This window comes from Citrobacter sp. CK194, from assembly GCF_030333395.1.
Lineage (GTDB): Bacteria > Pseudomonadota > Gammaproteobacteria > Enterobacterales > Enterobacteriaceae > Citrobacter_B > Citrobacter_B koseri.
Window position 1 is genome coordinate 1 of record NZ_JAOWGA010000016.1, and the last position, 18,503, is coordinate 18,503.

The 18,503-nt window shown below is 51.2% G+C and carries 30 protein-coding genes and 1 rRNA gene; 6 read left to right on the forward strand and 25 right to left on the reverse strand.

Translation table 11 applies throughout. From position 1 onward, the window contains the following. Nucleotides 1-363: ribosomal RNA gene (locus OGX80_RS07655) — 16S ribosomal RNA — on the reverse strand; the annotation flags it as partial. Nucleotides 364-523: 160 nt separating this feature from the next. Next, on the reverse strand, nucleotides 524-832 hold the full coding sequence (locus OGX80_RS07660) for a hypothetical protein (protein ID WP_286471154.1): 309 nt from the start codon (nucleotides 830-832) through the stop codon (nucleotides 524-526). On the opposite strand from OGX80_RS07660, the gene OGX80_RS07665 reads away from it, so the two are divergent. Further along, a complete protein-coding gene (locus tag OGX80_RS07665) occupies nucleotides 831-1,385 on the forward strand; it encodes a gamma carbonic anhydrase family protein (RefSeq protein WP_012135410.1) in 555 nt (184 codons plus the stop codon). The two genes, OGX80_RS07660 and OGX80_RS07665, sit on opposite strands and share 2 nt — an antisense overlap. Here OGX80_RS07665 and OGX80_RS07670 read toward each other — a convergent pair. From OGX80_RS07670 to dprA, 6 genes are read right to left on the reverse strand one after another with little or no spacing between them, the layout of a single operon-like run. Beyond that, nucleotides 1,361-1,618, reverse strand: a complete 258-nt coding sequence (locus OGX80_RS07670) for a DUF1488 family protein (protein ID WP_012135411.1) — start codon at nucleotides 1,616-1,618, stop codon at nucleotides 1,361-1,363. The genes OGX80_RS07665 and OGX80_RS07670 overlap by 25 nt on opposite strands. Further along, nucleotides 1,615-2,433, reverse strand: coding sequence for a shikimate dehydrogenase (aroE, locus tag OGX80_RS07675; protein ID WP_115181053.1), 819 nt, complete (start codon nucleotides 2,431-2,433; stop codon nucleotides 1,615-1,617). The genes OGX80_RS07670 and aroE overlap by 4 nt, the downstream gene beginning before the upstream one ends. Nucleotides 2,434-2,437: 4 nt before the next feature. Next, entirely contained in the window at nucleotides 2,438-3,010 is a 573-nt protein-coding gene (gene tsaC, locus OGX80_RS07680; protein WP_024130998.1) for an L-threonylcarbamoyladenylate synthase type 1 TsaC, read from the reverse strand. Then, the gene (locus OGX80_RS07685; protein WP_012135414.1) at nucleotides 3,003-3,557 is read right to left on the reverse strand and encodes a DNA topoisomerase family protein; all 555 of its coding nucleotides are present in this window, start codon (nucleotides 3,555-3,557) and stop codon (nucleotides 3,003-3,005) included. Before OGX80_RS07685 ends, tsaC begins: the two co-directional genes overlap by 8 nt. A 26-nt stretch (nucleotides 3,558-3,583) precedes the next feature. Further along, nucleotides 3,584-4,057 (reverse strand): DUF494 family protein Smg, encoded by a 474-nt coding sequence (smg, locus tag OGX80_RS07690; protein WP_024130999.1) that lies wholly within the window; start codon nucleotides 4,055-4,057, stop codon nucleotides 3,584-3,586. After that, a complete protein-coding gene (dprA, locus tag OGX80_RS07695) occupies nucleotides 4,029-5,153 on the reverse strand; it encodes a DNA-protecting protein DprA (RefSeq protein ID WP_233644238.1) in 1,125 nt (374 codons plus the stop codon). Before dprA ends, smg begins: the two co-directional genes overlap by 29 nt. 130 nt (nucleotides 5,154-5,283) lie before the next feature. Between dprA and def the strand changes: the two genes are divergently transcribed. From def to mscL, 5 genes are all read left to right on the forward strand, one after another. Beyond that, nucleotides 5,284-5,793 (forward strand): peptide deformylase, encoded by a 510-nt coding sequence (def, locus tag OGX80_RS07700; protein ID WP_047460857.1) that lies wholly within the window; start codon nucleotides 5,284-5,286, stop codon nucleotides 5,791-5,793. Nucleotides 5,794-5,807: 14 nt separating this feature from the next. Continuing rightward, nucleotides 5,808-6,755, forward strand: coding sequence for a methionyl-tRNA formyltransferase (fmt, locus tag OGX80_RS07705; protein ID WP_115181052.1), 948 nt, complete (start codon nucleotides 5,808-5,810; stop codon nucleotides 6,753-6,755). A gap of 52 nt (nucleotides 6,756-6,807) precedes the next feature. Continuing rightward, complete coding sequence (rsmB, locus tag OGX80_RS07710; RefSeq protein ID WP_115182301.1) at nucleotides 6,808-8,094, forward strand: 16S rRNA (cytosine(967)-C(5))-methyltransferase RsmB; 1,287 nt, start codon at nucleotides 6,808-6,810, stop codon at nucleotides 8,092-8,094. 21 nt (nucleotides 8,095-8,115) lie between these two features. After that, nucleotides 8,116-9,492, forward strand: a complete 1,377-nt coding sequence (trkA, locus tag OGX80_RS07715; RefSeq protein ID WP_012135420.1) for a Trk system potassium transporter TrkA — start codon at nucleotides 8,116-8,118, stop codon at nucleotides 9,490-9,492. A gap of 141 nt (nucleotides 9,493-9,633) precedes the next feature. Next, nucleotides 9,634-10,044, forward strand: coding sequence for a large-conductance mechanosensitive channel protein MscL (mscL, locus tag OGX80_RS07720; protein ID WP_012135421.1), 411 nt, complete (start codon nucleotides 9,634-9,636; stop codon nucleotides 10,042-10,044). Here the strand turns inward: mscL and arfA are convergent. The 17 genes from arfA to rpsN form a co-directional block, all read right to left on the reverse strand. Then, the gene (arfA, locus tag OGX80_RS07725) at nucleotides 10,041-10,259 is read right to left on the reverse strand and encodes an alternative ribosome-rescue factor ArfA (protein ID WP_012135422.1); all 219 of its coding nucleotides are present in this window, start codon (nucleotides 10,257-10,259) and stop codon (nucleotides 10,041-10,043) included. The two genes, mscL and arfA, sit on opposite strands and share 4 nt — an antisense overlap. Nucleotides 10,260-10,316: 57 nt before the next feature. Continuing rightward, nucleotides 10,317-10,742: a Zn(2+)-responsive transcriptional regulator gene (zntR, locus tag OGX80_RS07730; RefSeq protein ID WP_024131002.1), complete on the reverse strand. Its 426-nt coding sequence runs from the start codon at nucleotides 10,740-10,742 to the stop codon at nucleotides 10,317-10,319. A 10-nt stretch (nucleotides 10,743-10,752) separates the two neighbouring features. Continuing rightward, entirely contained in the window at nucleotides 10,753-11,121 is a 369-nt protein-coding gene (locus tag OGX80_RS07735; RefSeq protein ID WP_115181051.1) for a DnaJ family domain-containing protein, read from the reverse strand. A 108-nt stretch (nucleotides 11,122-11,229) separates the two neighbouring features. Next, nucleotides 11,230-11,616: a 50S ribosomal protein L17 gene (gene rplQ / locus OGX80_RS07740; protein ID WP_001216372.1), complete on the reverse strand. Its 387-nt coding sequence runs from the start codon at nucleotides 11,614-11,616 to the stop codon at nucleotides 11,230-11,232. A 40-nt stretch (nucleotides 11,617-11,656) separates the two neighbouring features. After that, nucleotides 11,657-12,646, reverse strand: a complete 990-nt coding sequence (locus OGX80_RS07745) for a DNA-directed RNA polymerase subunit alpha (RefSeq protein WP_001162094.1) — start codon at nucleotides 12,644-12,646, stop codon at nucleotides 11,657-11,659. 25 nt (nucleotides 12,647-12,671) lie between these two features. Then, nucleotides 12,672-13,292: a 30S ribosomal protein S4 gene (rpsD, locus tag OGX80_RS07750; RefSeq protein WP_000135224.1), complete on the reverse strand. Its 621-nt coding sequence runs from the start codon at nucleotides 13,290-13,292 to the stop codon at nucleotides 12,672-12,674. A 33-nt stretch (nucleotides 13,293-13,325) separates the two neighbouring features. Then, nucleotides 13,326-13,715, reverse strand: coding sequence for a 30S ribosomal protein S11 (gene rpsK, locus OGX80_RS07755; RefSeq protein ID WP_001029684.1), 390 nt, complete (start codon nucleotides 13,713-13,715; stop codon nucleotides 13,326-13,328). Nucleotides 13,716-13,731: 16 nt separating this feature from the next. Further along, entirely contained in the window at nucleotides 13,732-14,088 is a 357-nt protein-coding gene (gene rpsM, locus OGX80_RS07760) for a 30S ribosomal protein S13 (protein ID WP_000090780.1), read from the reverse strand. A gap of 146 nt (nucleotides 14,089-14,234) precedes the next feature. After that, on the reverse strand, nucleotides 14,235-14,351 hold the full coding sequence (gene rpmJ / locus OGX80_RS07765) for a 50S ribosomal protein L36 (RefSeq protein WP_000868187.1): 117 nt from the start codon (nucleotides 14,349-14,351) through the stop codon (nucleotides 14,235-14,237). Between the two features lie 31 nt (nucleotides 14,352-14,382). Then, nucleotides 14,383-15,714 carry a preprotein translocase subunit SecY gene (secY, locus tag OGX80_RS07770; protein WP_001118864.1) on the reverse strand — a complete coding sequence of 444 codons (1,332 nt, stop codon included), beginning with the start codon at nucleotides 15,712-15,714 and terminating at the stop codon, nucleotides 14,383-14,385. Between the two features lie 7 nt (nucleotides 15,715-15,721). Beyond that, entirely contained in the window at nucleotides 15,722-16,156 is a 435-nt protein-coding gene (rplO, locus tag OGX80_RS07775; protein WP_001238917.1) for a 50S ribosomal protein L15, read from the reverse strand. Nucleotides 16,157-16,159: 3 nt separating this feature from the next. Next, entirely contained in the window at nucleotides 16,160-16,339 is a 180-nt protein-coding gene (rpmD, locus tag OGX80_RS07780) for a 50S ribosomal protein L30 (protein ID WP_001140434.1), read from the reverse strand. Between the two features lie 3 nt (nucleotides 16,340-16,342). After that, entirely contained in the window at nucleotides 16,343-16,846 is a 504-nt protein-coding gene (rpsE, locus tag OGX80_RS07785; protein ID WP_000940121.1) for a 30S ribosomal protein S5, read from the reverse strand. 14 nt (nucleotides 16,847-16,860) lie between these two features. Then, nucleotides 16,861-17,214 (reverse strand): 50S ribosomal protein L18, encoded by a 354-nt coding sequence (gene rplR / locus OGX80_RS07790; RefSeq protein ID WP_000358960.1) that lies wholly within the window; start codon nucleotides 17,212-17,214, stop codon nucleotides 16,861-16,863. A gap of 9 nt (nucleotides 17,215-17,223) precedes the next feature. Next, the gene (rplF, locus tag OGX80_RS07795) at nucleotides 17,224-17,757 is read right to left on the reverse strand and encodes a 50S ribosomal protein L6 (RefSeq protein ID WP_012135817.1); all 534 of its coding nucleotides are present in this window, start codon (nucleotides 17,755-17,757) and stop codon (nucleotides 17,224-17,226) included. Between the two features lie 12 nt (nucleotides 17,758-17,769). Then, nucleotides 17,770-18,162: a 30S ribosomal protein S8 gene (gene rpsH / locus OGX80_RS07800; RefSeq protein ID WP_000062611.1), complete on the reverse strand. Its 393-nt coding sequence runs from the start codon at nucleotides 18,160-18,162 to the stop codon at nucleotides 17,770-17,772. Nucleotides 18,163-18,195: 33 nt separating this feature from the next. Further along, nucleotides 18,196-18,501 (reverse strand): 30S ribosomal protein S14, encoded by a 306-nt coding sequence (rpsN, locus tag OGX80_RS07805; RefSeq protein WP_012135425.1) that lies wholly within the window; start codon nucleotides 18,499-18,501, stop codon nucleotides 18,196-18,198. Nucleotides 18,502-18,503 lie beyond the last annotated feature (2 nt).

Sequence of the window (18,503 nt, forward strand, 5' to 3'; positions counted from 1 at the left end):
TCCCCACTGCTGCCTCCCGTAGGAGTCTGGACCGTGTCTCAGTTCCAGTGTGGCTGGTCATCCTCTCAGACCAGCTAGGGATCGTCGCCTTGGTGAGCCGTTACCCCACCAACAAGCTAATCCCATCTGGGCACATCTGATGGCAAGAGGCCCGAAGGTCCCCCTCTTTGGTCTTGCGACGTTATGCGGTATTAGCTACCGTTTCCAGTAGTTATCCCCCTCCATCAGGCAGTTTCCCAGACATTACTCACCCGTCCGCCACTCGTCAGCGAAGCAGCAAGCTGCTTCCTGTTACCGTTCGACTTGCATGTGTTAGGCCTGCCGCCAGCGTTCAATCTGAGCCATGATCAAACTCTTCAATTTAAGTTTGATGCTCGTGAATTAAACTTCGTAATGAATTACGTGTTCACTCAGAGACTTGGTATTCATTTATTGTCCGAAGACATTAAGAATCCATGTCACTTTGAGTGCCCACACAGATTGTCTGATAAATTGTTAAAGAGCAGTGCCGCTTCGCTTTTTCTCAGCAGCGCGGGGTGTGCATAATACGCTTTCCTCTTTCAGAGTCAACCCCATTTTTCAGGATTTTTCTCTTCGTTGTTCCGACCATCTTGTGAAGCGTTTCACTTTGTCGTCTCAACGGAGGCGCATTATAGGGATCCCATTTTTTTGCACAAGCGTTTTTTGGATCTTTTTTGCTGAATGCCTGTTTTTTACCCCTTTCGCTACATTCCTGCGCAATTTGGCTGATTTTTGATACCTGAAACACTTGCGTAGCGCCAATAATCCAACCAAAGTCTTCATTACTGTTCTCTTTCGTTGAGGTAAACATGTCTGACGTATTACGTCCTTATAAGGATCTTTTCCCACAGATCGGGCAACGCGTGATGATCGATTCCAGTAGCGTCGTCATTGGTGATGTTCGTCTGGCTGATGACGTCGGGATCTGGCCGCTGGTCGTCATTCGTGGCGATGTGAACTATGTAGAGATTGGCGCCCGCTCAAATATCCAGGACGGCAGCGTGCTGCATGTGACGCACAAATCCACCACTAACCCGCAAGGTAATCCGCTTATTGTGGGTGAAGATGTCACTGTCGGGCATAAAGTCATGCTCCACGGCTGCACTATCGGCAACCGGGTTCTGGTTGGCATGGGGTCCATTCTGCTGGATGGCGCGGTAATAGAAGATGACGTCATGATCGGCGCTGGCAGCCTGGTGCCGCAAAACAAGCGCCTGGAAAGCGGCTATCTGTATCTGGGGAGCCCGGTGAAGCAGATCCGTCCGCTAAGTGATGAAGAGAAAGCCGGGCTACAGTACTCCGCAAATAACTATGTGAAATGGAAAGATGAATACCTGAGTCAGGACAGCCAGACCCAACCCTGATCGTCTTCTTGCTGGGACTGGATCAACGCTTCCGCTTCTTCTTCCAGATCCCAGCGATGTTCACAAAAGTCTGCCAGCCACCGTTCTGGCGTATCGCCGCCAAAGCGATGCGCCAGCGTGGTTCCCTTGATAGCACACATTAACTGCATCCCATTCACCAGTGCGGGAAAGCTAACGGCCTCAAGGTCCGCGTCCCACTCTTCTCTGTCAGGAAACTGAATAGCCTGGTTCATGCCGACAGTTCCTGCTTCAGCGTTGCAATAACAGGTTCCACGTCAGGCAACACACCATGCCAGAGAAACACAGCATGCGCGGCTTGCCCCACCAGCATCCCCAAACCATCGGCATACCGTTTTGCCCCTTGCTCCGCACACCAGGCAAGGAACGGCGTATTTCCCTTTTGATAAAACATATCGTAGCAACAGACAGCAGGATGAATGAGCGATGACGGGATCGCGGGAATATCACCACTAATTCCACTGGATGTCGCATTGATGATCAGATCGAATTCATGGCCTTCCAGCGCATCAAGACGAAGGGCCTGAACACTGCCGGTATGAGCGAATATTTGCGCCAGTTCTTCAGCACGGGAAGCGGTTCGGTTCGCAATAGTAACAGCACAATCCATTGATAGCAGCGGTAACAGTACGCCCCTGGAAGCCCCCCCTGCCCCAATCAGCAGGATGCGTAGCCCCGGACGAATGAAAGACAAACGTTCAAGATCGCTCAACAGGCCGATGCCGTCGGTGTTATCCCCCAGCAAGCGACCATCATCAAGGCGTTTCAGGGTATTCACCGCCCCGGCAAGCGCCGCACGCTCCGTCAGTTCATCTGCGCGTGCAAACGCTTCCTCTTTAAAAGGAACGGTAACGTTCGCCCCTTTCCCTCCTTGCGCAAAAAAGGCATTAAGGGTATTCACGAAATCATCAACCGGCGCCAGAACACACCCATAGGGATGATCTATCTTCAGTTGCTGCGCAAACTGCTGATGAATAAATGGCGACTTGCTGTGCGCAATCGGGTTACCAAAAACGGCATAGGTTTCCATCGTATTACCCCTGTCGAAACAGCTCGCCCGTCAGGGCATCACGAATTTCAGAAGGATTCAGACGTCCTCCCGTTTCCCCCTCAACAACGGGGAAATCCGCGCCAAACTGCGCCCGTACTTCTTCGACCGTGCGGCAGGGAGGCAACCCTGTCAAATTCGCACTGGTGGAAACTAACGGTTTGCCATAAGCCTGGCACAATGAGACCACCAGCGGGTGATCCGTAACGCGAACCGCCAGCGAATCAAAACGTCCCGTCAACCAGCGCGGCGTTGTCGCCGGTGCAGGAAAAACAAACGTCACCGGGCCAGGCCAGCATGCAAAGATCGCTTCTCGTTGCGTATCTGTCAGCATGCTGTCATCAATATATGGCTTAAGCTGCTCAAAATTTGCCGCAATTAAAATGAGGCCTTTTTCAACCGGACGCTGTTTCAATTCCAGTAAGCGGTTGACCGCCGTTTCACTATCAGGATCGCACCCGACACCGAAAACAGCTTCTGTGGGATACGCGATGACACATTCTTTATGCAGTACCGCTACCGCTGCCGCGATAGCGTCTGTGGGCAGGTTATTATTCACTTTGTTGTTCCGCCGGAACCGGCTTTCCACATTGTTTACTGGCGCAAAAGTGCTTCACACCCTGCGCGGTTTTCTTTTCGATGAGTAGCGGATAGTGACATTCAGGACACTCTCCGGCTATCGGTTTGAAGTTAATGACAAACTGACATTCAGGATAGCGATCGCAGGAATGAAAAGTTTTACCATAACGGGAACGCCGTTGAACCAGATGACCTTTTTGGCACTGAGGGCAGGTAATGGCAGTTTCGTCTGGTTTGTCGATCAGTTCGGTATGACCACACGCGGGGTAGTCACTGCAACCGATAAACATGCCGAACCGCCCCTGCCGCAATACCAGCTCCGCACCACATGCCGGGCAAAACTTCCCCTCCAGAACTTTGACGATATGTCCGTCTGCTGACGATTTCAGCGGACGGACATAATCACATTCTGGATAGTGTGAGCAGCCGAGAAAAGGACCATGTTTCCCGGAGCGAATAACAAGTTCAGCCCCGCACTGTGGGCAGGGCTCATTTTTATGCACCGTAAACAGTGCTGATTTAGCCATAACAACTCATGCTGAATGAAGGTCGATTAATGCAGCATACCTTCATTCACTTCAAAGAGTAATTCTTCCATTTGCTGATACGCATTTTCACAACCCGGAATGTTAAATAAAACCATCAGGATCACCCACTTCAGGTCTTCCAGATCGAATTCTGCGGTATCCAGCGCGAGCACGCGTTCAATCACCATTTCTCGCGTTTCGAGGTTTAGCACCTGAATCTGCTCGAGGAATAACAGAAACCCCCGACAGCTGGCATCCAGTCGATTGCACTCCTCTGCCGTGTAAATACGTACGGAGAGCGGATCGGAAGCCAGTTGCATAGGTTCGGCGAGGCCTTCCTGATAATCAGCAAGCTTTTCCAGCCACAGTAGCGCGTTGTAGATGTCTTCACGGTCAAAGCCAGCGTCGGTAAGATCCCGTTCCAGTTTGTCCTGATCCACACGCAATTCAGCTTCGTTATGGATGTAAGTCTCAAACAAATACATTAGTACGTCGAACATGGCTTGCCCTCCTTAATCGGACATAGCCGCCGGGTACAGCTGCGATCCATCCTGCTAACTCCAGTTCGAGTAGCTGAGCCACTACCTCTGGCACAGGTTGGCCGGCACGTTCAGCGACGACGTCAACAGGTGTTACCTCATCTCCTACGTTAGCCAGGAGCATAGGAAATGGCAATGCTGCGACTTCCTGATCTGGTGAATAAAGTGAATTTTCGGCCTCATCTGGCAGCCAATGTAAGCCGTATTGCAAATTTTCCAGAATATCCTCTGGCGCCGTCACAAGAGTGGCGCCCTGTTTGATCAACCAATGCGGCCCTTCACTGCCAGGGCTGCCTATCGGCCCTGGCAAGGCAAAGACATCCCTCCCTTGCTCCAGCGCACAGCGCGCGGTAACCAAAGAACCGCTTCGTAGTGCCGCTTCAACCACCAGCACGCCTTTGCTCAGACCGCTAATGATGCGGTTTCGTCGGGGAAAATGGTGCGGTAAAGGGAGCGTCGCTAATGGAAACTCCGACACCAGCGCGCCACCGACGTCTATCAGCCCCTCAGCCAGCCGGGTATGTCGTCGGGGATGGATACTTCCCAGACCGTTGCCCAGCACAGCCACGCTTTTCCCGTTCGCGTTTAAGGCGGCTTTATGCGCAACGCCATCAACTCCTCTCGCCAGCCCGCTGGTAATCGTCACCCCTTTTACGGCAAGACTTTCACAGAACAAACGCCCCCATCGCTCGCCATACCAGGAAGGTGTCCGGCTTCCTACGACGCCAAGCTGGAAGTTCTGGAGACATTCTGGATCACCCGCAACAAAAAAAGCGCCGGGATAATCTGCAATCGCATTCAACTGTGCCGGATAACGCGCGCTGCCGGCCAGAATCAAATGGTGATGAGGTTGCTCAAGCCAGTGCTGCGCGTCATCCAGCGCTTTTTGCGGGACGGTTAAAAAGCGTTCCGCTTGTCGGGACGTTAACCCTGCGTTTTGAAGCAAAGTCTTATCAATCTGACGCTGTTGTATGAGCAAATTCGCAATGCTCAACATTGCATCGCCATACAATTCACTCACATGCATCAAACGTAACCAAATTTCGGTACGGGTCATCCTTTATCCCCCTGCCACAAGCTGTCCTGGCAATCTTTGCGATTGGTCACTGATGCTGTCAATCGGAGGGGGTTTTGTCTAGAATAGAGGTAATAATCTTTCCAACTCCTGAACACAACTCTGGATAATTATGGCAGTTTTGCAAGTGTTACATATTCCGGACGAGCGTCTTCGCAAAGTCGCAAAACCGGTAGAAGAAGTGAATGCAGAAATTCAGCGTATCGTCGATGATATGTTCGAAACGATGTATGCAGAAGAAGGTATTGGCCTGGCGGCAACGCAGGTCGATATTCATCAACGTATCATCGTGATTGATGTTTCGGAAAACCGCGACGAGCGTCTGGTGTTAATCAACCCGGAGCTGCTGGAAAAAAGCGGTGAGACGGGGATTGAAGAAGGCTGTCTGTCTATTCCAGAACAGCGAGCTTTAGTGCCGCGTGCGGAGAAAGTGAAAATTCGCGCACTCGACCGCGACGGTCAATCTTTTGAGCTGGAAGCAGACGGCCTGTTGGCTATCTGTATTCAGCACGAGATGGATCACCTGGTTGGTAAACTGTTTATCGATTATCTGTCGCCGCTGAAGCAACAACGTATTCGTCAGAAAGTTGAGAAACTCGACCGCCTGAACGCCCGAGCTTAAGGACAAGAATCAACGTGTCAGACTCACTACGTATTATTTTTGCGGGTACACCTGACTTTGCAGCGCGTCATCTTGACGCGCTGTTGTCTTCTGGACACAACGTCATTGGCGTGTTTACCCAACCCGACCGCCCGGCTGGACGCGGTAAAAAGCTGATGCCCAGCCCGGTGAAAGTGCTGGCGGAAGAGAAAGGAATAGCGGTTTTTCAGCCCGCCTCCTTGCGCCCACAAGAAAACCAGCATTTAGTCGCGGACTTACACGCTGACGTAATGGTCGTGGTGGCGTATGGCCTGATTCTGCCAAAAGCGGTGCTTGATATGCCGCGACTCGGCTGCATCAACGTTCACGGTTCCCTGCTCCCGCGCTGGCGTGGCGCAGCGCCGATCCAACGTTCACTTTGGGCTGGTGATGCCGAAACGGGCGTAACCATCATGCAAATGGATGTGGGTCTGGATACTGGCGATATGCTCTATAAACTTGCCTGTCCAATCACCGCGGAAGACACCAGCGGCACGCTGTATGACAAGCTGGCGGATCTTGGTCCACAGGGGCTGATTGAAACGCTGAAACAGTTAGAAAACGGTACCGCGAAGCCAGAAGTACAGGACAACGCCCTGGCCACTCACGCTGAGAAACTTAGCAAAGAAGAGGCGCGTATGGACTGGTCTCTCTCTGCTGCACAGCTTGAACGCTGCATCCGCGCCTTTAATCCCTGGCCAATGAGCTGGATGGAAATTGACGGTCAGCCGGTAAAAGTGTGGCAGGCGTCAGTGATAGAGCGCGTAACGCAAGCGGAACCGGGCACCATTCTTGACGCGACTAAACAAGGTATTCAGGTTGCAACCGGCAACGGCATCCTGAACCTGCTCTCCCTTCAACCCGCAGGTAAGAAGGCAATGAGCGCGCAGGATCTTTTAAATTCACGTCGGGAATGGTTTATTCCTGGCAACCGTCTGGCCTGACGGTCACGTCTTACTACGCCCGGTGTTACCGGGCATTTTTATTTTTGCGGTTATGAAAAAACAAAATTTACGCAGTCTGGCGGCACAGGCCGTTGAGCAGGTCGTTGAGCAAGGGCAATCCTTAAGTAATGTCCTGCCACCACTACAGCAAAAAGTCTCCGATAAAGACAAAGCGCTGCTTCAGGAGCTGTGCTTTGGCGTGTTGCGCACCCTTTCGCAGCTGGAGTGGCTGATTAATAAATTAATGTCTCGCCCGATGACCGGTAAGCAACGCACCGTGCATTACCTGATCATGGTAGGGTTTTACCAGCTATTGCACACACGAATTCCACCACATGCGGCCCTCGCGGAAACGGTTGAAGGTGCTGTTGCTATTAAGCGCCCACAGCTTAAAGGGCTGATCAATGGCGTTTTGCGTCAGTTTCAGCGTCAGCAGGAGGCGTTGCTGGCTGAGTTTGCGACCAGCGAGGCGCGTTTTCTGCATCCGTCCTGGCTGCTAAAGCGCCTGCAAAAATCCTATCCCACCCAATGGGAAGCGATTGTCGAAGCCAACAACCAACGTCCTCCAATGTGGTTACGCGTGAACCGTACACATCATTCACGCGACAGCTGGCTCACGTTATTACAGGACGCAGGAATGAATGGTTTTCCCCATTCGGCCTATCCTGACGCCCTACGTCTTGAGTCTCCGGCTCCGGTTCATGCCTTACCCGGTTTTGAAGAGGGTTGGGTAACGGTTCAGGATGCTTCCGCGCAAGGCTGTGTTAGCTTCCTCGCCCCGCAAAACGGCGAGCAAATCCTGGATTTGTGCGCCGCACCGGGGGGTAAAACAACGCATATACTCGAAGCCGCGCCTGAAGCGCAGGTGTTAGCTGTCGATGTCGACGAACAGCGTCTTTCACGCGTTTACGATAACCTTAAACGTCTGGGGATGAAGGCAACCGTCAAACAGGGTGATGGTCGATATCCCGCGCAATGGTGTGGCGAGCAGAAATTTGACCGTATTCTGCTGGATGCGCCTTGTTCAGCCACCGGCGTCATTCGTCGTCACCCGGATATCAAATGGCTACGCCGCGATCGTGATATTGCTGAACTGGCAAAATTACAGTCGGAAATTCTGGATGCCATATGGCCACATTTAAAGTCAGGCGGAATACTGGTCTACGCGACCTGTTCTGTCCTGCCGGAAGAGAATAGCCAACAGATTCAAGCCTTTTTACAGCGCACCCCGGACGCCACCCTGACCGGCACCGGAACCCCCGCTCAACCGGGCGTGCAAAATCTGCCAGGTGCGGAAGAAGGTGACGGCTTCTTTTACGCTAAGCTAATCAAAAAGTGATGAGATAACGGGTCGCGACTGATGAAAATTATCATTCTGGGCGCAGGGCAGGTCGGCGGCACGCTGGCTGAAAACCTAGTCGGAGAGAACAACGACATCACGGTGGTCGATATCAATGGCGAACGCCTGCGTAGTTTACAGGACAAGTTCGATCTCCGCGTCGTGCAAGGGCATGGCTCTCACCCCCGCGTGCTGCGTGAAGCGGGTGCAGACGATGCGGATATGCTGGTCGCCGTGACCAGTTCCGATGAAACGAATATGGTCGCCTGCCAGGTGGCCTATTCACTCTTCAATACGCCAAATCGTATCGCCCGTATCCGCTCGCCAGATTATGTCCGCGATGCGGATAAACTCTTCCACTCTGAAGCCGTCCCCATCGACCATCTTATTGCGCCAGAGCAACTGGTCATCGATAACATTTATCGCCTGATCGAATATCCCGGCGCATTGCAGGTCGTTAATTTCGCCGAAGGTAAAGTCAGTCTTGCGGTAGTGAAAGCCTATTATGGCGGGCCGCTGATCGGGAACGCGTTATCCACGATGCGTGAGCATATGCCGCATATTGATACCCGCGTCGCCGCGATATTCCGTCATGACCGCCCCATTCGCCCCCAGGGTTCGACTATTGTAGAAGCAGGCGATGAAGTCTTTTTTATTGCCGCATCGCAGCATATCCGCGCGGTAATGAGCGAGCTGCAACGTCTGGAGAAACCCTATAAGCGTATTATGTTAGTCGGCGGGGGAAATATCGGTGCCGGTCTCGCGCGTCGTCTGGAAAAAGATTACAGCGTCAAACTGATCGAGCGCGATCAACAGCGGGCCTCCGAACTTGCCGAAAAACTGCAAAATACGATCGTCTTTTTTGGCGATGCGTCGGATCAGGAACTGCTGGCTGAAGAGCATATTGATCAGGTTGATCTGTTTATTGCAGTCACCAACGATGATGAAGCCAACATTATGTCGGCAATGCTGGCCAAACGGATGGGTGCGAAGAAAGTAATGGTGCTCATTCAACGTCGCGCCTATGTGGATCTCGTCCAGGGGAGCGTCATTGATATTGCCATTTCGCCACAGCAGGCCACGATTTCCGCGTTACTCAGCCATGTGCGTAAAGCCGATATTGTGGGAGTGTCATCGCTACGTCGTGGTGTAGCAGAAGCAATTGAAGCCGTTGCCCACGGTGATGAAAGTACATCTCGCGTCGTAGGCCGTGCCATTGATGAAATTAAACTTCCACCGGGAACAATAATTGGCGCAGTGGTTCGCGGTAACGATGTAATGATTGCCAATGACAATTTGCGCATTGAACAAGGCGATCATGTGATTATGTTCCTGACGGATAAAAAGTTTATTACCGACGTCGAACGCTTATTCCAGCCAAGTCCTTTCTTCCTGTAATTATTTGGGCGCTAATGCAGCGCCCTCTTTAATTCCCCTGTTTTATCAGGGCCTAATAAATGCTCCTTTAAACAATCCATAAATGGAAAATGCCTTAACATTTGTTAAACTTATAAACGTCTGTTGCATAGGGAGAATAAAATGAGCTTTATTAAAGAGTTTCGCGAATTCGCGATGCGCGGGAATGTTGTTGATTTGGCAGTGGGTGTGATTATTGGGGCGGCATTCGGGAAGATCGTTTCTTCTCTGGTTGCTGATATCATTATGCCGCCGCTGGGATTGTTAATTGGCGGGATCGATTTTAAACAGTTTGCCTTTACGCTACGCGAAGCGCAGGGAGATATCCCGGCAGTCGTGATGCATTACGGTGTGTTTATTCAGAACGTCTTTGATTTTGTTATTGTGGCGTTTGCTATCTTCATGGCTATCAAACTGATCAACAAACTGAATCGTAAGAAAGAAGAACCGACGGAAGCGCCAGCGCCGACAACGGAAGAAGTATTGCTTTCTGAGATCCGCGATCTTCTGAAAGAACAAAACAACCGTTCTTAACAAGCCTTAATAAGCAGAAAGCCAGTGGTAAAAAAGTGATTCACTTTCTTGCCACTGGCCTCCCAGTTACCCCGATTGCCATGTTTGCCTTTACGCAGATAACTTCCTTTCCCTTTCTTATTTTTTTCAACACGTTGTCTGAAAAGCGGATCGTGCAGTAATGCCTCAATGGCGTTGTCTTTTATCTGCCCTTTCGTATGCTGATAACGACTCATAATAACTCCAGTTTGTATGGTTTAACGGCGCGAGTGTAGGCTCATCAGGTCAATAAATCAACACTCCTGCTTTACTCCGCTGGCGCCTTGTTCCAGTGCTTCCAGAATTGAACAATAGACGCTGCTGTGTGCCGTTCCACAGCAGGCATCGTTCAGCCTCTGCAATGAACGCTGCATACTCTGTAATTCCGCAATTCGTGATTCGACCTCTTTCAGCCTTTCCTGCACGATTCCTTTCGACTCCTGGCAGGTATGGTGTTCGGGATCGACACGGATCGACAACAGTTCCCGGATCGACTCAAGCGTAAAGCCCAACTGCCGGGCATAGCGGATAAACTTAAGGCGCTGAAGATCGTTTTCCGTGTAGAGTCGAAAACCACCCTCCGTACGCACTTCATGCTCCATCATCTGCTGCTTTTCATAGTAGCGGATGGTATCGGGCGTCACTTCTGCCAGCTTTGCCAGTTCACCAATACGATACATACAAGCTCCGTTAGTCATCATTAATCTTATGCAGCAGTTTATCTGCATATTCACCGCGTAAAAACCCGGTACTCAGCCCCGCCTGTCGTAGTTTTAGTTCAAGGAGCGATAAACGACGGCTCACTTCCTGATACTGTGGATCGTCCTGACGAATACCTTTAAGTAGATCCAGTAGCTGAATGGTTTCTTTACGCTGTTCAAGCTCCGGGGGAAGGCAACCGGCATTTTTGAGTAAACGGTAGCCAGTCCGTAGTTCAGGCGGCACATGTGAGTCATCATCCAGGGTCAGCGGCTCACCGCTGCCGGGCAGATTATCAAACTCACCTTTAGTCTGTGCATCGGTAATATGGCGCTCTGCCCACTGGTCCAGTAACCACATACAACAACTCCAGGGGATGAACAAAAAGAGTACAGATATTGTAGATAAGTGGGGATACGGCGGATATAAAAAAACCCGCCGAAGCGGGTTTTTTTACGTTACTACAGATTACTCTGCAGCAGCTTCTGCTTTCGACTCAGAACGATCAACCAGCTCGATGTATGCCATCGGCGCGTTGTCGCCTGCACGGAAGCCACACTTCAGAATGCGAGTGTAACCACCGGCGCGGCTCGCGAAACGCGGGCCCAGTTCGTTAAACAGTTTTGCCACGATCTCGTTATCACGAGTACGGGCGAATGCCAGACGACGATTAGCTACGCTATCAGTCTTGGCAAGAGTAATCAGCGGCTCAACTACGCGACGCAGCTCTTTCGCTTTAGGCAGGGTCGTCTTGATGATCTCATGACGAACCAGTGAACCTGCCATGTTGCGGAACATAGCCTGGCGATGGCTGCTGTTGCGGTTCAGTTGACGACCACTCTTACGATGGCGCATGACCTTATCCTTCTCAGTAAAACCTTAACCTGTGATCCGGTTACTCGTCAGCGATGCTTGCCGGTGGCCAGTTTTCCAGGCGCATGCCCAGAGACAGTCCACGGGAAGCCAGCACGTCTTTAATCTCAGTAAGAGATTTTTTACCCAGGTTAGGCGTCTTAAGGAGCTCAACCTCGGTACGCTGTACCAGATCACCGATATAGTGGATAGCTTCTGCTTTAAGGCAGTTAGCAGAGCGGACAGTCAATTCCAGATCGTCAACAGGGCGCAGCAGGATCGGATCGAATTCTGGTTTCTCTTCTTTCACTTCCGGCTGACGTACATCACGTAAGTCAACGAAAGCTTCCAGTTGTTCAGCCAGAATGGTTGCCGCACGACGAATCGCCTCTTCAGGATCGATTGTGCCGTTGGTTTCCATTTCGATGACCAGCTTGTCCAGGTCGGTACGCTGTTCTACACGCGCTGCTTCAACATTGTAGGCAATACGCTCTACAGGGCTGTAGCATGCGTCGACCAGCAGACGGCCGATTGGGCGCTCATCTTCTTCCGAATGAATTCGGGTAGAAGCCGGCACATAACCACGACCGCGCTGAACTTTGATACGCATGCTAATAGACGCGTTCTCATCGGTCAGGTGGCAGATCACGTGCTGCGGCTTGACGATTTCGACATCCCCGTCATGGGTAATGTCGGCTGCAGTCACAGGGCCAATGCCAGATTTATTCAAGGTAAGAATAACTTCATCTTTACCCTGAACTCTCACCGCCAGCCCTTTCAGGTTGAGCAGGATTTCCAGGATGTCTTCCTGAACGCCTTCTTTGGTGCTGTACTCATGTAGTACACCATCAATCTCAACCTCGGTCACCGCGCAACCCGGCATCGATGAGAGCAGAATACGGCGCAGTGCGTTACCCAGAGTATGGCCAAAGCCACGCTCTAAAGGCTCAAGGGTCACCTTGGCGTGCGTCGAACTCACTTGCTCGATATCTACCAGGCGCGGTTTTAGAAACTCTGTCACAGAACCCTGCATTGTGTCCTCTCTTTGGTACTAAGCTTTACTTGGAGTAAAGCTCGACGATCAGGTGTTCGTTAATGTCCGCAGACAGATCAGAACGCTCAGGCTTACGCTTAAACGTACCTTCCATCTTGCCAGCATCAACTTCCAGCCAGGTTGGCTTTTCACGCTGCTCAGCCAGCTCCAGAGCGGCTTTCACGCGAGACTGCTTCTTCGCTTTCTCACGAATGCTAACAACGTCATTCGGACTAACCTGATAAGAAGCGATGTTAACAACACGACCGTTTACCATAATTGCTTTATGGCTAACCAGCTGGCGTGCTTCTGCACGAGTGGCGCCGAAGCCCATACGGTATACAACGTTGTCCAGACGACCTTCCAGCAGAGCCAACAGGTTTTCACCGGTGTTGCCTTTCAGACGCGCTGCTTCTTTGTAGTAGTTACGGAACTGACGCTCCAGCACACCATAGATACGGCGAACTTTTTGCTTTTCACGCAACTGCACACCATAGTCAGACAGACGCGGTTTACGCGCACCGTGCTGGCCAGGAGCTTGTTCAATTTTACACTTGGTATCGATCGCGCGAACGCCAGACTTAAGGAATAAGTCGGTGCCCTCACGACGGCTCAGCTTGAGCTTAGGACCCAAATATCTTGCCATTTTCTTTCTCCAACAAACCTGGAAAACGAAGCGTTATACGCGACGTTTTTTCGGCGGACGACAACCGTTATGAGGGATCGGAGTCACATCAGTAATATTAGTGATGCGGAAACCAGCGGCGTTCAGTGCACGAATGGTAGATTCGCGACCTGGACCCGGACCTTTAACCATAACTTCCAGATTCTTGATACCGTATTCTTTTACGGCGTCAGCGCAACGCTCTGCTGCAACCTGAGCTGCAAACGGAGTGGATTTGCGAGAACCACGGAAACCGGAACCACCGGCTGTTGCCCAACCCAGCGCGTTACCCTGACGATCAGTGATAGTCACGATGGTGTTGTTGAAAGAAGCATGGATATGAGCCACGCCGTCAGAGACTTGTTTTCTTACACGTTTACGTGCACGAATTGGTGCCTTTGCCATTATTCAATCACCCCGATTATTTCTTGATCGGTTTGCGCGGACCCTTACGGGTACGTGCGTTGGTCTTGGTACGCTGACCGCGAACCGGGAGACCACGACGATGACGCAAACCGCGATAGCAACCAAGATCCATCAGGCGCTTGATGCTCATGCTGATTTCACGGCGCAGATCACCTTCAACGACAAATTTGGCAACTTCGTCACGCAGCGTGTCGATTTGTTCTTCAGACAGCTCACTGATCTTAACATTTTCAGCGATACCCGCTGCAGCCAGAATGGCTTTAGAACGGGTCTTACCGACGCCGTAGATCGAAGTTAACGCGATCACAGCATGTTTCTGATCAGGAATGTTAATGCCTGCTATACGGGCCACTATGCACTCCTACTATTTAATATGTACGCACCATGCTGAAAAGCCCGTTTTCAGGATACTCAAATGGAAACGTACAGACATACAAAAGATTGGCTGGCTAATCTAGCCAGCTCAACCCAACTTTGCAAGAAAAATATGCGAATAAATCAGCCTTGGCGCTGTTTATGCTTCGGCTCGGCACTGCAAATCACGCGGATGACGCCATCACGCTTAACGATTTTGCAGTTACGGCATAATTTCTTGACGGAAGCACGAACTTTCATTTTTACTCTCCGTAACTTCTCGGGCGACCAATTAACGGCCGTAGCCTTTCAGGTTCGCCTTCTTCAATGCAGACTCATACTGACTGGACATCATCAGAGTTTGCACTTGAGCCATAAAGTCCATAATCACGACGACAACGATAAGCAGTGAGGTCCCACCAAAGTAGAACGGTACTTTCATTGCATCACGCATGAACTCCGGGATCAGGCAGATAAAGGTAATGTAAAGCGCACCAACCAAAGTCAGGCGGGTCATTACTTTATCGATATACTTCGCCGTTTGCTCTCCCGGACGAATTCCTGGTACAAATGCACCGGACTTCTTCAGGTTATCTGCTGTTTCACGCGGGTTGAAAACCAACGCCGTGTAGAAGAAACAGAAGAAGATGATTGCAGACGCATAGAGTAACACATAAAGCGGTTGCCCAGGCTGCAAATACAGCGAAATTGTTGTCAGCCAGTTCCAACCAGTACCGCCCCCGAACCATGACGCGATGGTTGCCGGGAACAGAATAATACTGGAAGCGAAAATTGCCGGGATTACCCCCGCCATATTCACTTTCAGCGGTAAATGTGTGCTCTGTGCAGCATAGACACGACGACCCTGCTGACGTTTTGCGTAGTTTACCACAATGCGGCGTTGACCACGCTCAACAAATACAACAAAGAACGTCACTGCAAATACTAATACTGCAACCAACAGCAACACGAGGAAGTGCAGGTCGCCTTGACGCGCTTGCTCGATAGTATGGGCAATGGCTGGCGGGAGTCCCGCGACAATACCGGCGAAGATAATGATTGAGATACCGTTGCCGATACCACGTTCAGTAATCTGTTCGCCCAACCACATCAGGAACATGGTTCCTGTAACCAGACTTACAACAGCGGTGAAATAGAATGCAAAGCCCGGATTCATTACCAGGCCTTGCATACCAGGCATATTCGGCAGACCGGTAGCAATACCGATCGACTGGAATATCGCCAGCACCAGAGTACCGTAGCGGGTGTACTGGCTGATCTTACGACGACCAGACTCCCCTTCTTTCTTAATTTCTGCCAGCGTTGGGTGAACCACCGTCAGCAGCTGGATAATAATCGACGCCGAAATATACGGCATGATACCCAGAGCAAAGATAGAAGCACGGCTGAGTGCACCACCAGAGAACATGTTAAACATTTCAATGATGGTGCCTCGCTGTTGCTCAAGCAGTTTGGCAAGTACAGCGGCATCAATACCAGGGATCGGAATAAAAGAGCCAATACGGAACACAATCAGCGCGCCGATAACAAACAGCAGTCTGCGTTTCAGCTCGCCTAAGCCACCTTTGGCGCTTTGAAAATCTAATCCCGGTTGTTTAGCCATCTGCTACTTATTCCTCGATTTTACCGCCAGCAGCTTCGATAGCAGCACGAGCGCCTTTAGTAACACGCAGGCCACGAACAGTTACCGGAGTAGTGACTTCACCAGCCAGGATCACTTTCGCGAACTCGATCTGGATACCGATAATGTTAGCCGCTTTCAGCGTGTTCAGGTCTACTACGCCGCCTTCTACTTTAGCCAGGTCAGACAGACGAACTTCGGCTGTAATCGCTGCTTTGCGAGAAGTGAAGCCGAATTTCGGCAGACGACGGTACAGAGGCATCTGACCACCCTCGAAACCGCGACGTACGCCACCGCCAGAACGAGACTTCTGACCTTTGTGACCACGACCACCGGTTTTACCGAGGCCAGAACCGATACCACGACCCAGGCGTTTACCCGCCTTTTTGGAGCCTTCGGCCGGAGACAGAGTATTTAAACGCATCTCTTACTCCTCAACTTTAACCATGAAGGAAACCGCGTTGACCATACCACGAACAGCAGGAGTATCCTCGCGCTCTACGGTGTGACCAATACGACGCAGACCCAGGCCAAGCAGCGTTGCCTTGTGTTTTGGCAGACGACCGATTGCACTGCGGGTTTGAGTAATTTTAATAGTCTTTGCCATGGTTTATTTCCCCAGAATTTCTTCAACGGATTTACCACGCTTGGCAGCGACCATTTCTGGAGAATTCATATTTTCCAGGCCATCAATAGTTGCACGAACCACGTTGATCGGGTTGGTGGAACCATATGCTTTAGCCAGAACGTTATGAACCCCAGCAACTTCCAGAACGGCGCGCATTGCACCACCGGCGATGATACCGGTACCTTCGGAAGCTGGCTGCATGAATACACGAGAACCCGTGTGAACACCTTTAACCGGGTGTTGCAGGGTGCCGTTGTTCAGCGCGACGTTAATCATATTGCGACGGGCTTTTTCCATCGCTTTCTGGATCGCTGCTGGAACTTCACGCGCTTTACCGTAACCAAAACCAACGCGACCGTTACCATCGCCAACTACAGTCAGAGCTGTGAAGGAGAAAATACGACCACCTTTAACGGTTTTAGATACGCGGTTTACCGCGATCAGCTTTTCCTGCAGTTCGCCAGCTTGTTTTTCGATGTGAGCCATCTTACACCTCTACCTTAGAACTGAAGGCCAGCTTCACGGGCAGCATCTGCCAGTGCCTGGACACGACCATGATATTGGAACCCGGAACGGTCAAAGGACACATCTTTGATGCCTTTTTCCAGAGCGCGTTCAGCGACAGCTTTACCCACAGCTGCAGCCGCGTCTTTGTTACCGGTGTACTTCAGTTGTTCAGCGATAGCTTTTTCTACAGTAGAAGCAGCTACCAGAACTTCAGAACCGTTCGGTGCAATTACCTGTGCGTAAATGTGACGCGGGGTACGATGTACCACCAGGCGAGTTGCGCCCAGCTCCTGGAGCTTGCGGCGTGCGCGGGTCGCACGACGGATACGAGCAGATTTCTTATCCATAGTGTTACCTTACTTCTTCTTAGCCTCTTTGGTACGCACGACTTCGTCGGCGTAACGAACACCCTTGCCTTTGTAAGGCTCAGGACGACGGTAGGCGCGCAGATCTGCTGCAACCTGACCGATCACCTGCTTATCAGCGCCTTTCAGCACGATTTCAGTCTGAGTCGGACATTCTGCAGTAATACCTGCTGGCAGCTGGTGGTCAACCGGGTGAGAGAAACCTAAGGACAGGTTTACTACATTCCCTTTAACCGCTGCACGATAACCTACACCAACCAGCTGCAGCTTCTTAGTGAAGCCTTCGGTAACACCGATAACCATTGAGTTCAGCAGGGCACGCGCGGTACCAGCCTGAGCCCAACCGTCTACGTAACCATCACGCGGACCGAAGGTCAGTGCATTATCTGCATGTTTAACTTCAACAGCATCGTTGAGAGTACGAGTCAGCTCGCCGTTTTTACCTTTGATCGTAATAACCTGACCGTTGATTTTTACATCAACGCCGGCAGGAACAACGACCGGTGCTTTAGCAACACGAGACATTTTTTCCTCCGATTAGGCTACGTAGCAGATAATTTCGCCACCAAGACCAGCCTGGCGCGCTGCACGATCAGTCATAACACCTTTAGAGGTAGAAACAACTGCGATACCCAGACCCGCCATAACTTTCGGCAGCTCATCTTTACGTTTGTAGATGCGCAGACCTGGGCGGCTGACACGCTGAATGCTTTCTACAACAGCTTTACCCTGGAAATACTTAAGAGTCAGTTCCAGTTCCGGCTTGGTGTCGCCTTCAACTTTAAAATCTTCGATAAAACCTTCTTCCTTCAGCACGTTGGCAATTGCCACTTTCAGCTTGGAGGAAGGCATGGTGACCGCAGCTTTGTTCGCGGCCTGACCGTTACGGATACGGGTCAGCATATCCGCGATCGGATCTTGCATGCTCATCTGTCTTTACTCCCGTGATTCAATTGGTGACAATTACCAGCTAGCCTTTTTCAAGCCTGGTACTTCACCGCGCATAGCGGCTTCACGTAACTTGATACGGCTCAACCCGAACTTGCCCACATAACCATGTGGACGACCTGTTTGACGGCAGCGGTTACGCTGACGAGACGGGCTGGAATCACGCGGCAGAGTCTGCAGCTTAAGAACAGCGTTCCAACGATCTTCGTCGGAAGCGTTCACATCAGAGATGATCGCTTTCAGTTCAGCGCGTTTCGCGAAGTATTTATCAGCTAAAGCTACGCGTTTTACTTCGCGTGCTTTCATTGATTGCTTAGCCATTC

Bases quoted from the DNA above. Each gene is read 5' to 3' on its own strand.
- aroE (WP_115181053.1), bottom strand. From the start codon at position 2,433: ATGGAAACCTATGCCGTTTTTGGTAACCCGATTGCGCACAGCAAGTCG.
- rpsK (WP_001029684.1), bottom strand. From the start codon at position 13,715: ATGGCAAAGGCACCAATTCGTGCACGTAAACGTGTAAGAAAACAAGTC.
- arfA (WP_012135422.1), bottom strand. From the start codon at position 10,259: ATGAGTCGTTATCAGCATACGAAAGGGCAGATAAAAGACAACGCCATT.
- zntR (WP_024131002.1), bottom strand. From the start codon at position 10,742: ATGTATCGTATTGGTGAACTGGCAAAGCTGGCAGAAGTGACGCCCGAT.
- rpsN (WP_012135425.1), bottom strand. From the start codon at position 18,501: ATGGCTAAGCAATCAATGAAAGCACGCGAAGTAAAACGCGTAGCTTTA.
- secY (WP_001118864.1), bottom strand. From the start codon at position 15,714: ATGGCTAAACAACCGGGATTAGATTTTCAAAGCGCCAAAGGTGGCTTA.
- OGX80_RS07745 (WP_001162094.1), bottom strand. From the start codon at position 12,646: ATGCAGGGTTCTGTGACAGAGTTTCTAAAACCGCGCCTGGTAGATATC.
- trkA (WP_012135420.1), top strand. From the start codon at position 8,116: ATGAAAATTATCATTCTGGGCGCAGGGCAGGTCGGCGGCACGCTGGCT.
- OGX80_RS07670 (WP_012135411.1), bottom strand. From the start codon at position 1,618: ATGAACCAGGCTATTCAGTTTCCTGACAGAGAAGAGTGGGACGCGGAC.
- smg (WP_024130999.1), bottom strand. From the start codon at position 4,057: ATGTTCGACGTACTAATGTATTTGTTTGAGACTTACATCCATAACGAA.
- rpsH (WP_000062611.1), bottom strand. From the start codon at position 18,162: ATGAGCATGCAAGATCCGATCGCGGATATGCTGACCCGTATCCGTAAC.
- rplR (WP_000358960.1), bottom strand. From the start codon at position 17,214: ATGGATAAGAAATCTGCTCGTATCCGTCGTGCGACCCGCGCACGCCGC.
- dprA (WP_233644238.1), bottom strand. From the start codon at position 5,153: ATGACCCGTACCGAAATTTGGTTACGTTTGATGCATGTGAGTGAATTG.
- rpsE (WP_000940121.1), bottom strand. From the start codon at position 16,846: ATGGCTCACATCGAAAAACAAGCTGGCGAACTGCAGGAAAAGCTGATC.
- rplQ (WP_001216372.1), bottom strand. From the start codon at position 11,616: ATGCGCCATCGTAAGAGTGGTCGTCAACTGAACCGCAACAGCAGCCAT.
- rplO (WP_001238917.1), bottom strand. From the start codon at position 16,156: ATGCGTTTAAATACTCTGTCTCCGGCCGAAGGCTCCAAAAAGGCGGGT.
- rplF (WP_012135817.1), bottom strand. From the start codon at position 17,757: ATGTCTCGTGTTGCTAAAGCACCGGTCGTTGTTCCTGCCGGCGTTGAT.
- mscL (WP_012135421.1), top strand. From the start codon at position 9,634: ATGAGCTTTATTAAAGAGTTTCGCGAATTCGCGATGCGCGGGAATGTT.
- rsmB (WP_115182301.1), top strand. From the start codon at position 6,808: ATGAAAAAACAAAATTTACGCAGTCTGGCGGCACAGGCCGTTGAGCAG.
- OGX80_RS07660 (WP_286471154.1), bottom strand. From the start codon at position 832: ATGTTTACCTCAACGAAAGAGAACAGTAATGAAGACTTTGGTTGGATT.
- rpsD (WP_000135224.1), bottom strand. From the start codon at position 13,292: ATGGCAAGATATTTGGGTCCTAAGCTCAAGCTGAGCCGTCGTGAGGGC.
- rpmJ (WP_000868187.1), bottom strand. From the start codon at position 14,351: ATGAAAGTTCGTGCTTCCGTCAAGAAATTATGCCGTAACTGCAAAATC.
- OGX80_RS07735 (WP_115181051.1), bottom strand. From the start codon at position 11,121: ATGTGGTTACTGGACCAGTGGGCAGAGCGCCATATTACCGATGCACAG.
- def (WP_047460857.1), top strand. From the start codon at position 5,284: ATGGCAGTTTTGCAAGTGTTACATATTCCGGACGAGCGTCTTCGCAAA.
- OGX80_RS07685 (WP_012135414.1), bottom strand. From the start codon at position 3,557: ATGGCTAAATCAGCACTGTTTACGGTGCATAAAAATGAGCCCTGCCCA.
- rpmD (WP_001140434.1), bottom strand. From the start codon at position 16,339: ATGGCAAAGACTATTAAAATTACTCAAACCCGCAGTGCAATCGGTCGT.
- OGX80_RS07665 (WP_012135410.1), top strand. From the start codon at position 831: ATGTCTGACGTATTACGTCCTTATAAGGATCTTTTCCCACAGATCGGG.